At 33.6% G+C, this 14,299-nt stretch carries 14 protein-coding genes; 9 read left to right on the forward strand and 5 right to left on the reverse strand.

Going from position 1 to position 14,299, the window contains the following annotated elements:
* Positions 1-19 precede the first annotated feature (19 nt).
* The 3 genes from R2Q59_RS09360 to R2Q59_RS09370 form a co-directional block, all read right to left on the reverse strand.
* The gene (locus R2Q59_RS09360; RefSeq protein WP_316785308.1) at positions 20-523 is read right to left on the reverse strand and encodes a peptidylprolyl isomerase; all 504 of its coding nucleotides are present in this window, start codon (positions 521-523) and stop codon (positions 20-22) included.
* A gap of 294 nt (positions 524-817) precedes the next feature.
* On the reverse strand, positions 818-1,015 hold the full coding sequence (locus tag R2Q59_RS09365) for a hypothetical protein (RefSeq protein ID WP_316785309.1): 198 nt from the start codon (positions 1,013-1,015) through the stop codon (positions 818-820).
* Positions 1,016-1,032: 17 nt separating this feature from the next.
* Complete coding sequence (locus tag R2Q59_RS09370) at positions 1,033-3,051, reverse strand: thioredoxin domain-containing protein (protein ID WP_316785310.1); 2,019 nt, start codon at positions 3,049-3,051, stop codon at positions 1,033-1,035.
* 239 nt (positions 3,052-3,290) lie between these two features.
* Here R2Q59_RS09370 and R2Q59_RS09375 point away from each other — a divergent pair, with 239 nt between their 5' ends.
* Both R2Q59_RS09375 and R2Q59_RS09380 read left to right on the forward strand, forming a co-directional pair.
* Positions 3,291-4,388 carry a dipeptide epimerase gene (locus R2Q59_RS09375; RefSeq protein ID WP_316785311.1) on the forward strand — a complete coding sequence of 366 codons (1,098 nt, stop codon included), beginning with the start codon at positions 3,291-3,293 and terminating at the stop codon, positions 4,386-4,388.
* A gap of 539 nt (positions 4,389-4,927) precedes the next feature.
* Entirely contained in the window at positions 4,928-5,533 is a 606-nt protein-coding gene (locus tag R2Q59_RS09380; RefSeq protein WP_316785312.1) for a GIN domain-containing protein, read from the forward strand.
* Positions 5,534-5,581: 48 nt separating this feature from the next.
* Here the strand turns inward: R2Q59_RS09380 and R2Q59_RS09385 are convergent, their stop codons facing one another.
* Positions 5,582-6,433, reverse strand: a complete 852-nt coding sequence (locus R2Q59_RS09385; protein ID WP_316785313.1) for a glycoside hydrolase family 25 protein — start codon at positions 6,431-6,433, stop codon at positions 5,582-5,584.
* Positions 6,434-6,596: 163 nt separating this feature from the next.
* On the opposite strand from R2Q59_RS09385, the gene R2Q59_RS09390 reads away from it, so the two are divergent.
* From R2Q59_RS09390 to R2Q59_RS09400, 3 genes are all read left to right on the forward strand, one after another.
* Positions 6,597-7,271, forward strand: coding sequence for a hypothetical protein (locus R2Q59_RS09390; RefSeq protein ID WP_316785314.1), 675 nt, complete (start codon positions 6,597-6,599; stop codon positions 7,269-7,271).
* Positions 7,272-7,459: 188 nt separating this feature from the next.
* A complete protein-coding gene (locus tag R2Q59_RS09395) occupies positions 7,460-7,924 on the forward strand; it encodes a hypothetical protein (protein WP_316785315.1) in 465 nt (154 codons plus the stop codon).
* 57 nt (positions 7,925-7,981) lie between these two features.
* On the forward strand, positions 7,982-8,326 hold the full coding sequence (locus R2Q59_RS09400; protein ID WP_316785316.1) for a hypothetical protein: 345 nt from the start codon (positions 7,982-7,984) through the stop codon (positions 8,324-8,326).
* A gap of 298 nt (positions 8,327-8,624) precedes the next feature.
* Here the strand turns inward: R2Q59_RS09400 and R2Q59_RS09405 are convergent, their stop codons facing one another.
* The gene (locus R2Q59_RS09405; protein WP_316785317.1) at positions 8,625-9,995 is read right to left on the reverse strand and encodes a dipeptidase; all 1,371 of its coding nucleotides are present in this window, start codon (positions 9,993-9,995) and stop codon (positions 8,625-8,627) included.
* Positions 9,996-10,167: 172 nt separating this feature from the next.
* Between R2Q59_RS09405 and R2Q59_RS09410 the strand changes: the two genes are divergently transcribed.
* The 4 genes from R2Q59_RS09410 (at position 10,168) to R2Q59_RS09425 (ending at position 14,269) form a co-directional block, all read left to right on the forward strand.
* On the forward strand, positions 10,168-11,130 hold the full coding sequence (locus R2Q59_RS09410; protein WP_316768172.1) for a GDSL-type esterase/lipase family protein: 963 nt from the start codon (positions 10,168-10,170) through the stop codon (positions 11,128-11,130).
* Between the two features lie 59 nt (positions 11,131-11,189).
* Positions 11,190-11,723 (forward strand): PH domain-containing protein, encoded by a 534-nt coding sequence (locus R2Q59_RS09415; protein WP_316785318.1) that lies wholly within the window; start codon positions 11,190-11,192, stop codon positions 11,721-11,723.
* On the forward strand, positions 11,723-13,228 hold the full coding sequence (locus tag R2Q59_RS09420; protein ID WP_316785319.1) for a PH domain-containing protein: 1,506 nt from the start codon (positions 11,723-11,725) through the stop codon (positions 13,226-13,228). Before R2Q59_RS09415 ends, R2Q59_RS09420 begins: the two co-directional genes overlap by 1 nt.
* Positions 13,229-13,480: 252 nt before the next feature.
* Entirely contained in the window at positions 13,481-14,269 is a 789-nt protein-coding gene (locus R2Q59_RS09425) for a Fic family protein (protein WP_316785320.1), read from the forward strand.
* The last annotated feature ends 30 nt before the right edge of the window (positions 14,270-14,299 follow it).

Below are 14,299 nucleotides of genomic sequence, written 5' to 3' on the forward strand. Positions count from 1 at the left end.
TTTATATTTTCTAGAATTATTAGTGACCTGAATGACCATCAGCTCCATGAGCGTGACCGTGACTTAATTCATCAGCAGTTGCTTCACGAACAGTTAAAACTTTACCAGCAAAGATTAAGTTTTTTCCAGCCATTGGGTGGTTTAAATCTACTGAGATAATGTCTTCGTGTACGCCAGTAACACCAGCACGGAATTGGTTACCTTGGTTATCTTGTAAAGGAATTACATCGCCAACTTTAGGCAATTCGCCAGCTTCTTTAAACATGTCAATTGGCAAATCTACGTGAGCAGTTGCATCAATTTCGCCGTAACCATCTGCAGGAGAAAGTTCAAAACTATACTCATCACCAGCTTTTAAACCAGCTAAATGTTCTTCAAATTTAGGTAACATCATACCTACGCCATATAAGAACACTAATGGTTGTTCTTCATTTGCTTTTTCAACAAAAACTTGCTGACCTTCTGGAGTAGTAGTGTGTAGTTCATAAGTTATAGACACTACTGTGTTCGCATTAATATTCATTCTTATTTGTTTTTATAATTTTTAATACCTCTGGGTTTGTTTTCCAGAATTCGGCAAGTTAATTTTGCTAATATTTAAAGATTTGAAAGCCTTTAAGTAAAAGTTGGGCAAAGATAATCTAATTATTAGGTTAACAAAAACCGTGATTAATTGTTGCAGAAAAATGTTTTTAATTTGAACAATTATAGACTATTGTATAATAGCATTGTCAGTCTGAGCGTAGTCGAAGACCCAACGCTAATCCTTCGACTACGCTCAGGATGACAAAACGCTTTAAAAATTTATTTGGATATTTTATTTCCTATTCTTAATCTGCTCGTCTATAAACTCTTCTCTAATTTGAGCCAACTCTTTTTGCTTTTCAGCGATTTTAGCCACTGCAATATGCTTTTCAGTTTTATCTCTAATTGCAGAATAAGCTTTTTTAAGTTTAGCTATTTCCTTAACCAAGGATTTTCTTTTTGCAATAATGCCTTCTTCTTTTTCAAACATCCTGCAATCTACCTAAATTAGGCTAAAGCCCTAATGTTTTTCATCGCCTCGGTAACCGTACTTACTGGTAATTGACAAGTTTTATTTTTGCATACATAAATTTTGGTTTCCTGACTTTCTTTATCTTTTAATAATGGAAGTTCACTTTTCCCTCCACCCAATGCAATTTTATTAGGAATGTAAATATTGTTAAGCTCATTCTTTGCTTCACTTATATCAAAACCCATTATTGCAATTTCGTTGATGCCATGCACTTCATTTAGCAATTGCGTACACCAATTTGAATAAGCTGAGCCGTAGGCTTTTATTCTTGGTAAAACCGATTTAAGCATAGCTGATGCTTTGTCTCGATAACTTTCATCATCAAAAAACAAACCTAATTTTTGAAGGTTTTGCGCCATAACAGAATTAGATGCCGGAATTACATTATCCATTACTTCATGCTTGCGGGCAATTAACTCTTCGCCGTTACTAGCTGTATAAAAGAACATGTCATTCTCTTCGTCCTTAAAATTAAGCAGCACATAATTTGTTAACGATTTAGCTTCTTCCAACCAAACTTCATCGAAATCAACCTCGTATAAAGAGATTAAAGCTTCAATCATAAATGCATAATCATCTAAAAAGCCTGGAATAGTTGCTTTTCCATTTTTATAGTTACGGTATAATCCTCCATCTGGAGTGACCATATTTTCTAAAATGAATTCAGCAGCTAGCTTTGCCCTATCGTAATACATCTCATAATCTAAAATTTGAGAAGTATCTGCCAAGGCTTTAATCATCATTGCATTCCAAGCGGTTAAACATTTATCATCTAATCCAGGTCGCACACGATTACTTCTTTCATCTAATAATTTAGCTTTCGCTAATGCCACTTTATCGTAAAGGGTTTCGATGTCTATATTATGTTTTTCTATGAATTCCTCATCAGTAGTTAGCTTTCTTAAAATATTGGTTTGTTCCTCTTCCCAATTTCCTTCTTCAGTAACATTGAAATATTCACCTATTAATGCTGCATCCTCACCAACAACTTTATCAAAAGTTACCTTATCCCACACATAAAACTTACCCTCCACTCCTTCACTATCTGCATCTAAGGCAGAATAAAACAAGCCATTTTCTGCACTCATTTCCCTAAAAGCCCAATCAATGGTATCAATTATTATCTGTACAAATGGTTCATATTTTAAGCATTGATAAGCTTCTGCATATAAACCAATCAGCTGTGCGTTATCATACAACATCTTCTCAAAGTGAGGAACGTGCCATTTATCATCTACTGAATACCTAGCAAAGCCACCTCCCACTTGATCGTAAATTCCGCCTTTTGCCATTTCTTCAAGTGTAGAACAAACCGCCATAAACGTAGCTTCATCGGGTGTCAAAAAACTATATCTTAATAAAAAGCTCCAATTATTCGGTAATGGAAATTTGGGTGACCTGTTATATCCGCCTCCATCTATATCAAAATGACGTTTCCAAGGTTCAATAATTTCCGTCAAATGCGATTGAGCAAAAACAACTTCCTGGTCTGAAGAGATAACTTTTTCTGATTGTTGAATGCCTTCTGTTAATCGCTCTGCGTAATTTAATGCCTTTGCAGGTTCATTTTTCCAGAGGTCTGAAACATTTAATAAAATACTTATCCAATCATTTTTTCTGAAGTAAGTACCACCATAAACTGGCCTTTGGTCTGGCAAGCAAATGGCATTCAATGGCCAACCTCCATTCCCATTCATCAGCTGTACGGCTAACATATAAATCTGGTCAATATCTGGTCGTTCCTCTCTATCTACTTTAATGCAAACGAAATTTTTGTTCATCACTTCTGCCACTTCAAAGTCCTCAAAACTTTCATGTTCCATTACGTGGCACCAATGGCAAGCAGAATAACCTATACTTACTAAAATTAATTTATTTTCTTTTTTAGCTTTTTCTAGTGCAGCTGGACCCCATTCGTACCATTCAACTGGGTTGTAAGCATGTTGCAATAAGTATGGAGATGAAGCGTGAATGAGGTTGTTGGGTTCTTGCATGTGATGTAAGAGGTAAAATGGAAGATGGAAAATGTATGATTTCGTAAAGCTATAAATTATCTACAAACCTATTTAGATTTAGTTTTTCATCTGGCTGTAATTTTGTAACTAAACGTTATAAAACGAATATGATTAATCTAATTATTGTGTGATTGAAAATCATGATGGTTTCTTTTTTATAATTAACTTTACCAGTAGAACATATCTCTATACTCAAATCGCAATACGCAATACCGATTATGAAAATCACACATACAGAAATCTATCGTTTTAGCATTCCAATGGAGCCTTTTGTAATTGCAACTGGCACAATGCATTTTGCGCAAAATGTGTTGGTTAGAATTTATACTGATGCAGGCATTCATGGCGTTGGTGAGTGTTCAGCCTTTCCGATGATTGTTGGAGAGACCCAGGAGACTTGCATAGCGATGGCTAAGGATTTTGCACAAATCTTAAAAGGTAAAAATCCCTTAGAAATACCCGAAAGGATGCAAGATTTACTAGCTTATGCAGACCATAATGCAACTATTAAAAGTGCATTTGACATGGCGTTGTTTGATATTGCTGCAAAAAATGCAAAACTTCCTTTGTATAAATTTTTAGGTGGATATAAAAGAACCATCGAAACGGATATGACCATTGGTATTGATACACCTGAAGGAATGGCGCAAACAGCACTTAAATATCAGAAAAATGGTTGTAGGATAATCAAGATTAAACTAGGTAAAAAAGTTCATGAAGATATTGAACGGGTAAAACAAATAAGAGCTGCCGTAGGCGATGAAATGATTTTACGTTTAGATGCCAATCAAGGTTGGAGTTTCGATGATGCGCTTTTTGCATTGGGCGAATTAGAATCTCAAAACATTGAATTCTGCGAACAACCCATGAGAACTTGGTTTGATGACAAATTACCAGAATTGGCCTTAAACTCTCCTATTAAAATAATGGCTGATGAAAGCTGTTACAATCATCACGATGCTAGAAAATTAATTAATAGCAAGGCTTGTGAATATTTGAATATCAAATTCGCCAAATCTGGTGGCATATTAGGTGCACAAAAAATTCACGAGGAAGCTTTACAACATGGTGTTAAATGTATGATTGGCAGCATGCTTGAAAGTAGAATCGCCTTGAGTGCCAACTTACATTTTGCCTTAGCCAGTGCCAATGTTGTGTTTTTCGATTTAGATACTTGTTTACTTGGTCATTTAGTTGACCCCGTTGTTGGTGGATTAACCTACGACGGTTACTTCCTAGATGTTCCAGAAACCATTGGTATTGGAGCAGATGCTGATGAAGATTTCTTAAAAACTTGTGAAAGTTGGATAATTTAAAAAGATATTAACCACAGATTTGCACACCTGCCTGCCGCAGACAAGAATAAACACAGATTTTAGGTTGCAGATAGTATCGAAAATCCTATCTGTGCCCATCCTTTTCATCTGTGGTTAGTTAGGATTCGTCATTGCGAGGGCCTGCTCCGATTTATCGGAGACCGATTTTTCATCGTCCGAAGCAATCTTTTTTCTTATTATGTCGCCATCATTATGAGAGATTGCTTCGCTTTGCTCGCAATGACGCTCAGGGTGCAGAACCAAACAAGCCTAACTTAATGACATTAACAGTAGGCTGAAAACACAGATTTCTAAGGCGAAATAATCAATCCAAATCGCATAAATATTTAAAATCAGAGACTTTTAAACCAAATCTGTGCCTATCCATTTTATCTGTGGTTTAATTACTTAGCATTTTCGTCTAAGTAAAATTGGCGTTCGTCGATATTTACGAAGTTTTCGTATAAAAGTGCAATACACGGTGCAACTTTTTTTAATTGTGGTCGTCTTATCTACAAAAACCCACAAATCATTATATTATGAAAACTTCAATCAAAACCATCATTGCAACAGGCTTTATCGCGTTAGCAATCACATCTTCAACAGTTTACGCAAACAACAACGTTGACCCAATTGTAACTATTAATGAGACAACTGTATCGGCAAGTGCTGTTAAGATTTCTTCTATTAACAAGTTAAATGTTAGTGGAAACGTAGAAGTAACTATTATACAAAACTCAAAATCTAAGGTGTTATATACAAACGAAGGAAACGATGACGTTTCTGTTAAAAAAGTAGGTAGCTCTCTATATGTGAGTTCAAAAAATGGTCAAGCAGGGAAAATTACTATTTATGTAGATGACATCTATAGAATTGAAGCTTCTGGTGATGCTTATGTTGCAGCTAATAGCCAATTAAACTTAAAATATCTTCAAGTTTTTGTGTCTGATAAAGCAAATGTGAAATTAAATGCAAATACTGAGAGTTTATATACAACCGTTAAAGGTGCTTCTAAATTAGCTTTAAAAGGAAATACAGATTTATATACAGTTGATATGGATAAATCTTCTAGAATTAGCCTAGATAGATTTAAATCTAAAAAAACAGAAATGAAATCTGATGTTTATGTTTCGAGTAGAGACTAACAAACACCAAACAAATTGAAGGCCTATCAAAAAAATTGATAGGCTTTTTTATTGAATCAAGATTTTAGAAAAAGCTAAGCTATCGCCGTTAAAAGCATTAAAATCTACTAGGTGATTAATTCCGTTGATTCTCGCTTTATCTGAATGTTGCCAAAATTTATAAGCATTGTTTGCTAGTTTTAGCTTAGGCTGATGGTAATGTGCCACCCAAAAAGGATAGTTATCATAGTATCCCAGTAAATGGTCCTTATAAAATCTAATACCCGAATAGATAATTGGTTTTACCTTGGTTTTCTCTTCAACCTGAATAATAAAGGCATTTAATTCTTTCCTCATTTTTTCTGGAGAAACACCATCTAAACTTTCTATATCTACAACAGGTGGTAAATCTCCTTTTTCGAAGCTGGCAGTTTGCAAGAAAAAATTGGCTTGCCATAAACCAGATCTTTTTGGTCTAAAAAAATGATAAGCACCAACTTTTATTCCTGCTTTAGGAGCTTCACGCCAATTACGCTGAAAATATGGATCTACACTTAATAAACCTTCTGTTGCTTTAATGAAGGCAAAAGTGATTTTCACATCATCATCTTCCATTGCCTTTACTTTTGTCCAATCTATTTTACCTTGATAATAAGAAACATCAATACCGTGAACTGTGTACTTCTTTGGAATTTTAATATCGAAGCTTTCGTAGGTTCTGTAATTTTTATCTTCGTTTGGATGGCGTATCCAAAACCAAGCAGATGAAGCTACTTTTAACACATAACCATAATAAAATGGAGAAAGTAAAACCAATAATATTCCAGCAATCGCTATTCTCCATTTTGTGGTGTTGGATTTATTTATCTTTTTACGAACTGTAGGCTTTCTTGTTGTTGGCTTTCTCTTTATTGGAGGCATTTACAAATTTGGTAAAAATTTACAGGTTAAAACGAATTGATTACGGATGAAATTTAATTTAACAATCGGTTTTAAAGGTTTATATTCGTTATGAATGATTAAGGACGAAATAGAGTTGCACAAAGTAGCGACTTATGTGTAATGTTAAGATGGCAAATAAAAAATGAAAAAACTGCTAACAATTGGAATACTATCGCTCTTTTTTGGCTGTATTGAAACCGAAAAAAAATCTGCTACTCTTTGGAAGACAATCGAATTCGGCGATTACATATTTGACTTCCCGCCAGATTATAAATTAATTGAAGAAAATGGTATTGACTCTTATGTTGGAAAAATTAAAGGAAATGATATGTATTTTGAGTTTGATTTTGGCTTTTACTCAACCCATTTTGAACAAACAATTGAAGAATACTTAAAAGAAGGAAATTGGCGTGCCTCTCTTCCTCTTCAATTAATGAAAGACAATATTACTTACGATGATACAAATATGCCCAAGGTAGAAATCATAAATATTCGACCAGTAAACGCAAAAGATAATTTAAGACAAAATAAATATGACTTTATCGCGGAATGTAAGCATAATAAGAAAAATTTTAATTATCCTATATCAATCCCTGACGACATCAAAGAGCAAAATTTCAGAATTGACACCATTAAAAACGTATATAGAAAGATTGTATTCTCTAATGATACAAAAAATGGAATTACCGGTATTTATTTGGCAAAGATAGGAGGAGCCAAAGCATTAGCGTTGTTAACGAGCAATCTGACTAAGGACCAACAGAAAACTGCCTTAAAAATTTTCGAAACAGGAAGGTTAAAAATTTTAAATAAATAAGCACTACACATAACAGTAGCTTTTCAAAATTTCGGGCGACAAGCGCTATGCAAATTCAGTAATTATTTATTAAGTTACTGCTGCGGATAATTGCGGTAAGTAAAATCAAAAATTTGCAAAGCCCCACCGTTATCACTAAACCTAACAAAACAACAATCAAAAATTTTAAACTGCTACCAATCAATAAAATGAATATTATAGAGTTAAACAACAAACAAATCAATTCTACTGACAATAAACAAAGCAAGATCTATGCTCAGTTTGGAGAATTGTTAAACGAATTAAGAAAAAGAGAAGCGCCTGAAAATATTGAAAAATCAGTAAATGACTTTGTTGATGAAATAAATTCTTCAACACTTACGGGAAATCAACTCACAAAACTTATAACACAAAAACAAACTTCACTTTTAAAACAAATTGAAAAAGAACTTAAGGTTGTTCCGAAAAACTATTACAGAAATTTGTGGATGTTATTTGGGTTTACAGGAATTGGTTTACCAATAGGAGTAGCATTTGGATTAAGCATCGGAAATATAGGTTTATTGGGAATAGGTTTACCAATCGGTATGGCTATCGGACTTGCTATTGGTGCTTCATTGGACAAAAAAGCTTTAACGCAAGGACGACAATTAAATATTGAAATAAAAAATTAGCTTTGATTTAGAAATAGAAAGCTAGACCTAAATCAATAGCTAATAAAATCGATTTTTATGAAATGGACATTTCTGATTGTTGTTTTTTTCATTCTGGCTTGCAATAGACAAATAAAATTTGACAAGAAGGATTGGGCAACTAGAGAAGATATGTTCCCTTGTGCTTGCCGGGAATTTATGGTTGAAGACTTAAAGAAAAATTATAAACTGACTGGAATTAGTGAAAAACAATTAATAAAACTGTTAGGCAAACCTGACTTAATCGATACCTCAATTATTTCATATGAATTAATAGTGGATTATGGATATGATATTGACCCAATTTATATAAAATCATTAGATTTCAAAGTTGACTCTAACAAAAACGTAATAAATTTTGAAATAAAGGAGTGGAAAAAATAAAGGAATATAATGGCTTTTTAAAGGCATTAAGGCAATCTTATTAATTTAATTTTTGGTTCTCTGTCCTTAACGTCATTGCGAGGCACGAAGCAATCTCTCTTGCAATGGGGCATAATAAAGAAAGGAGATTGCTTCGGACGATGAAAAATCGATCCTCGCAATGACGAATCTTCTTAACTTAAACTTATTGCCCTATGGTGCGAGCTGCAGCACCTATGAAAAACTGAACATTCATTTACAAAAAAAAAATCCCTGTATAGCAAGCTAACCAGGGATTTTCATATCAAACGAATTATTGCTATTTACTCAATTCAGCAAAATATTTATGGAACAATGGCAAAGTTTCAATGCCTTTGTAATAATTGTAAATATCATATTTCTCGTTAGGAGAATGTAAGGCATCGCTATCTAAACCAAAGCCAAAAAGCACAGATTTAATCCCTAAAACATCTTCAAACAAGGCTACGATAGGAATACTTCCACCACCTCTTGTTGGAATTGGCTTTTTACCAAAGCTATCTAAAATTGCTTTTTCTGCAGCACGATAAGCAACACTATCAGTTGGCGTAACAACAGGTTCGCCGCCATGATGTGGGGTAACTTTAACCTTTACATAATCTGGTGCAATGCTTTCGAAATGTTTAGTGAAAATTTCAGCTATTTCATCAGAATTTTGGTTAGGCACCAAACGCATAGATATTTTAGCATTTGCCTTACTTGGCAAAACGGTTTTAGCACCTTCGCCAATGTAACCACTCCAAATACCGTTAACCTCTAAAGTTGGTCTTGTACCCGTACGCTCTAAAGTACTGTAACCTTTTTCGCCCCAATCAGCTTTAATTTCTAAGTCTTCTTTATATTCTGTTAAGTCAAAAGGCGCTTCATTTAAGGCTTTCTTTTCTGCATCTGTTAATTCTACTACTTTATCATAAAATGCAGGAATAGTGATGTGGTTATTTTCATCGTGTAAAGAAGCAATCATTTTACATAAAATTGTTGCAGGATTGGCCACTGCACCACCATAAACACCAGAGTGTAAATCGCGGTTTGGACCAACAACTTCTACTTCCATATACGCTAAACCACGTAAACCAGTCTCAATTGAAGGGTTTTCCATACTAATCATAGAAGTATCAGAAATTAAAACTACGTCTGCTTTTAATCGTTCTGCATTTGCATTAACAAAAATACCCAAGTTTGCTGAACCTACTTCCTCCTCACCTTCAATCATGAACTTAACGTTACAAGCTAAAGTGTTGGTTTTCATCATCAACTCAAAAGCTTTAACGTGCATATAAAACTGACCTTTATCATCACAAGCGCCACGAGCATAGATTTTTCCATCACGAACTGTTGGTTCAAATGGAGGAGTTTTCCATAATTCTAACGGATCTGCAGGTTGAACATCATAATGACCATAAATCAACACTGTTGGCAAATTGGCATCAATTAATTTCTCTCCATAAACAATGGGATAACCAGCCGTTTCACAAATTTCAACTTTATCAGCTCCAGCATCCTTTAGTTTTTGAGCTACAAAATCGGCTGTTTTTAATACATCGTTTTTATATTTAGGATCAGCACTAACCGATGGAAAACGCAATAATTCAAACAACTCATCTAAAAAGCGTTGTTTATTCTCCTCAACATATTTCTTGATTTCTTGCATAACATATTTATTTTAGGCAAATATAGGTTTTTCAATAAAAGCATTGCGAAAACAATATGACCAAAAATTTGTAAACAAACTTTAACTAAAAGCAAATCAAGCTTATAAATAACATATAATATTTATATTTGTAGCTGGTTAGCTCTATTATGCGCTAGAAAATATTTTAAGGATGAGATTTCGGGCATTAGCGCTATGCTTTGCACTTTTATTAGGTTTTTCTATACATTCCTCGGCCCAAATTACAGGTGCGAGCTGTCCAGAATCTGCCAAATTTTATTCGAGAGATAGCGTAAATGTAATCACTTTTGGAGCTAGTACAGTTGCAGGCGTAAATGGCTTAGATTTCCAAACTTATTTAACCACCAATTTTCTTAATTGCTATACCAATAAAACCGTTAATATTCAGAAATACGGGGTCTTTGGCGAGACAACCACAAAAGGATTAGCACGCATAGACAATGCAATAGCTTACAAAACTGGTTTTATTGTAATTTTAATGGGAGCAAACGATGCGTTGGAAATAGAGGCTGGCCGACAAAAAATTGCAGAAACTGAAGCCAGCATGAGAACGCTTATTGTTAAATCGCTTAACCAGAATTTAGTTCCTATAGTTTGTACCATTCAGAATTTTGATGACAGAACAGATGCTCGATTAAGAAGAGTAAATTTGCAAGTGCTAAACATTAACAATTTATATAAAAAACTAGTTAAGGAATATGGTATTTATCTAGCTGATGTTAATGCTGTAATTCGCAGAGATTTTTCGCTTTATCAAGATATCGTACATCCTAATGCTCGTGGGAATAGGCTAATTAGTTTTGTGCTTTTTGATGTGATTAATAAAATTATTGCAGAACGATTTTTAGAATTCACCCTGACTCAGAACTATCCAAATCCTGGTAGAGAGAGAACTTCTATAGATATTGTAATGCCAGAAGCTGATAAAGTAGAACTTAAAATTTACAACCTTCAAGGTAATGTAGTGCAAACCGTATTAAATGAATATTTAAATACTGGCAAACATACCATTGAACTTAATCTAAGCCTCTTATCACCAGGCGTATACATCTATAGACTTGTCTCTTTATCAGGATTGCATACCGCAACAAGAAAAATGCTTGTTGTGCGCTAAGCGCATTGCGAATATCTATTCTTCATCGCTATATTAGTAACAAATCTAAACAACAATTTATGCAAGAATTTACCAATGAAACTTTCGACCTAGATAGTTTGCCAAAATATGAAGAAATTGTGCTTACATCACCAAATGCAAAATATTGGAATGTAATTGTCATTAATCTTTCCATCATTTTATTATTTATTGGCGGTGGATTGGCTACAATCTATTATTTTATTGAAGATGATAAACCAAAAGCGATTTATTTGATTGCCGGATATTTAGTTTTTTGTGCCTTGCTTTTTACCGTGCATAGGCTTAGCTTTAAAAAACGTGGTTATGCATTAAGGGAAAAAGATATAGTTTATAAAAGCGGCATTATAGCCGAAAAAACAACCATAGTTCCATTAAATAGAATTCAACATGTTGCATTAGACCAAGGAATAACCTCTAGGAGTTATGGATTGGCAACTTTACAAATTTTTACTGCTGGTGGTCAAACGGGTCATTTACATATTGCAGGTATTGAAGTAGAAAGAGCTAAAAACATTAAGGAAATATTACTGAGAAAGCTTGACCAGATTGAGAATTTAATTGAAAATCAATAATGAACTACGATTTCAGTCAACCCCAAAGACAATCGGCCGTTGGCATTATTATAATGGCTGCCAATACCCTACAACACTTGATTAGGGCATTAATTTTTCCGCTTATTTTTGCTTTTGCAAAGGTAGATAGCAAACACTTAGCTTATATCGGACTAGCGATACTTGTCTTGGTAGTCATTCTTTTTGTGTTCTCTTATTTCAATTATAGAAATTTTACTTTCTTTTTAGACGAACAAAAACAAGAGTTTATCATTAACAAAGGTATTTTCAATAAAACACAATTAACTGTTCAGTTAGATAAAATTCAACAAGTAAATATTAACCAAAACTTGTTGCAAAAAATTATAGGTATTTATGGTTTAAAAGTAGATACAGCAGGTAGCGAGGGACAAGAAGTTAGTATTAAAGCGATCGATGAAAAGATTGCAAATAGCTTAAGAGAGCATTTATTAAGCAGAAAAAGTGTTTTAGCTAATGAAACATCAACAAATGAAACTGCTACCATTCAAGAAGATGTTCCTTTCTTGAAAGTAAGTTTGGGCACCTTGTTTAAAGTTGGTCTCACCTCAAACTATGGCAGTACAATTGCCTTATTGATTGCATTCATTTATCCATTGATTCATAATGCGAAAGAATTTTTAAAGGCATTTGATATGGATGAAGGCCAAGTTGAAAATGCTGTAGAAAGTTTATTCACGCTTTTCTCTATAGGTATTTTAGTGGCAGTAATTTTGTTCTTGATATTAGCCATTAATGTAATTAGAACCTTTGTTAAATATTTTGAATTTCATATCAGCAAACACAAACATTCTTTATTAATATCTCACGGTTTATTTGCTAAGAAAAACACTTTGTTAAGTCCGAATAAGGTTCAGATTACTTCATATAGTCAGAATTATTTTCAAAAGAAGATGAATTTGCTGAACATGAATTTGAAACAAGCATCATCTGGTGTAGCCAAAGATGGAAAAAACTTAGAAAGTAATAACCTATTAATACCTGGTTGTAATCCTAGTGAAAGAGATGAACTGATTAAAATGATCATGGGAGAAATTCCTGCAAAGGGTAAAATGTTCATTCCTGATTGGAGATTTTTAAACTTACCCATCTTTTTTAGGGTGGTTTTCCCTATCGGGATATTTATGATATTTTGGAGCTTTATACCTGAGTTTAAACCTTATTATCCAGCGGCTATCATCTATTTTTTAATGGCAGTGCCGATGATTTACATCAGTTATAAAAGACACAGAATAACAGTTAATAAAGAATTTATCGTCAAAAGGAGTGGCATTTGGGATGTTAAAAATTCATTGCTTTTTCCTCATAAAATACAAGCAATTACTACGTTTCAATACCCTTGGCATAAAGGTGTTGATGTTGGTCACGTTAATTTACACACTGCTGCTGGTGTAATCCATTTTAAATACGGCAATTACACTGAAATTAAAAAGCTGGTAAATTATTGGCTGTATCAGATTGAAAGTGGTAGTGAAGAGTGGATGTAGTTAAAAAGCAAAAAGACTAAAGCTGAAAGACCAAAGTAGATATAAAGCAAATCTATTTTTATGAAAATTTAATTTAAATAGGTATAAATTAGCATCTACTTTGACAAAATTCTAAGCACTCTGCCTTTATTTTGTCAATTTAAACCAATGAAAAACTTCGAATGGTGCGTGGGGACACGAACCAAGGCAAAAGAATTAAATCTTGAAGTTTAAAATCATAAGCGTAAATTAGTGGCATAGAATGACATTTTGATGGACAAAATTGAAGCATTAGATTTACAAATACTTCCTACCACTTTACTTTCTGATTATCTTAATCAACTCAATGAAGATTTAGAAAACAAATTCAATAAACTAAAGAACAGCGAGTTAGATGTAGCTAATTTTAGTTTTTACACTTCTGTTTCTGCTGTTTTTTCCTCAAAGATTGAAGGAGAAGATATTGAATTGGATTCTTACATTAAGCACAAACGCTTAGGTGCTCATTTTTTACCTGACTATACCAGAAAAATAGACGACCTATACGACACTTATGTTTACGCACAGCAAACAAGCTTAAATCAATCAAGCGTAAAAAAAGCTCATATACTACTTACTAAGCATATCCTTCAAAAACCACAACAAGGCAAGTTGAGAAAAGGAAATATGTTTGTAGTAACGAAAGATGGTAAAATCGAATACGTTGCCGTTTCTCCAGAAAAAGTTGAAGAGGAACTAGTTAAGTTTTTTGAAGACATTGAGAAATTAATTCAAATTGAACTTACATTTAATGAAACTATATTTTTCGCATCACTGATACATTTGGTTTTTGTAAAAATCCATCCTTTTGAAGATGGAAATGGTAGAACAGGTCGACTATTAGAGAAATGGTTTTTATCAGAAAAACTTGGAGAGAAAGCTTGGTTAATACCTTCTGAAAGAAATTATTACGAGCAACACCAAGCTTATTACAACAACCTTAGAAAGCTAGGAATAGAATACGAAGAACTCGATTACACAAAAGCTTTACCATTTTTGTTGATGTTGCAGAGTTCGATTTGATAGGAATTATGCGATAGTGCAACTGGACAT

Origin of the sequence: Pedobacter frigiditerrae, from assembly GCF_032678705.1 — a bacterium.
GTDB classification, from domain to species: Bacteria; Bacteroidota; Bacteroidia; order Sphingobacteriales; family Sphingobacteriaceae; genus Pedobacter; species Pedobacter frigiditerrae_A.

Coding starts and splice junctions, on each gene's coding strand:
- R2Q59_RS09410 (WP_316768172.1), top strand. CDS start 10,168: ATGAGATTTCGGGCATTAGCGCTATGCTTTGCACTTTTATTAGGTTTT.
- R2Q59_RS09400 (WP_316785316.1), top strand. CDS start 7,982: ATGAAATGGACATTTCTGATTGTTGTTTTTTTCATTCTGGCTTGCAAT.
- R2Q59_RS09360 (WP_316785308.1), bottom strand. CDS start 523: ATGAATATTAATGCGAACACAGTAGTGTCTATAACTTATGAACTACAC.
- R2Q59_RS09385 (WP_316785313.1), bottom strand. CDS start 6,433: ATGCCTCCAATAAAGAGAAAGCCAACAACAAGAAAGCCTACAGTTCGT.
- R2Q59_RS09425 (WP_316785320.1), top strand. CDS start 13,481: ATGGACAAAATTGAAGCATTAGATTTACAAATACTTCCTACCACTTTA.
- R2Q59_RS09365 (WP_316785309.1), bottom strand. CDS start 1,015: ATGTTTGAAAAAGAAGAAGGCATTATTGCAAAAAGAAAATCCTTGGTT.
- R2Q59_RS09420 (WP_316785319.1), top strand. CDS start 11,723: ATGAACTACGATTTCAGTCAACCCCAAAGACAATCGGCCGTTGGCATT.
- R2Q59_RS09390 (WP_316785314.1), top strand. CDS start 6,597: ATGAAAAAACTGCTAACAATTGGAATACTATCGCTCTTTTTTGGCTGT.
- R2Q59_RS09405 (WP_316785317.1), bottom strand. CDS start 9,995: ATGCAAGAAATCAAGAAATATGTTGAGGAGAATAAACAACGCTTTTTA.
- R2Q59_RS09395 (WP_316785315.1), top strand. CDS start 7,460: ATGAATATTATAGAGTTAAACAACAAACAAATCAATTCTACTGACAAT.
- R2Q59_RS09380 (WP_316785312.1), top strand. CDS start 4,928: ATGAAAACTTCAATCAAAACCATCATTGCAACAGGCTTTATCGCGTTA.
- R2Q59_RS09375 (WP_316785311.1), top strand. CDS start 3,291: ATGAAAATCACACATACAGAAATCTATCGTTTTAGCATTCCAATGGAG.
- R2Q59_RS09370 (WP_316785310.1), bottom strand. CDS start 3,051: ATGCAAGAACCCAACAACCTCATTCACGCTTCATCTCCATACTTATTG.
- R2Q59_RS09415 (WP_316785318.1), top strand. CDS start 11,190: ATGCAAGAATTTACCAATGAAACTTTCGACCTAGATAGTTTGCCAAAA.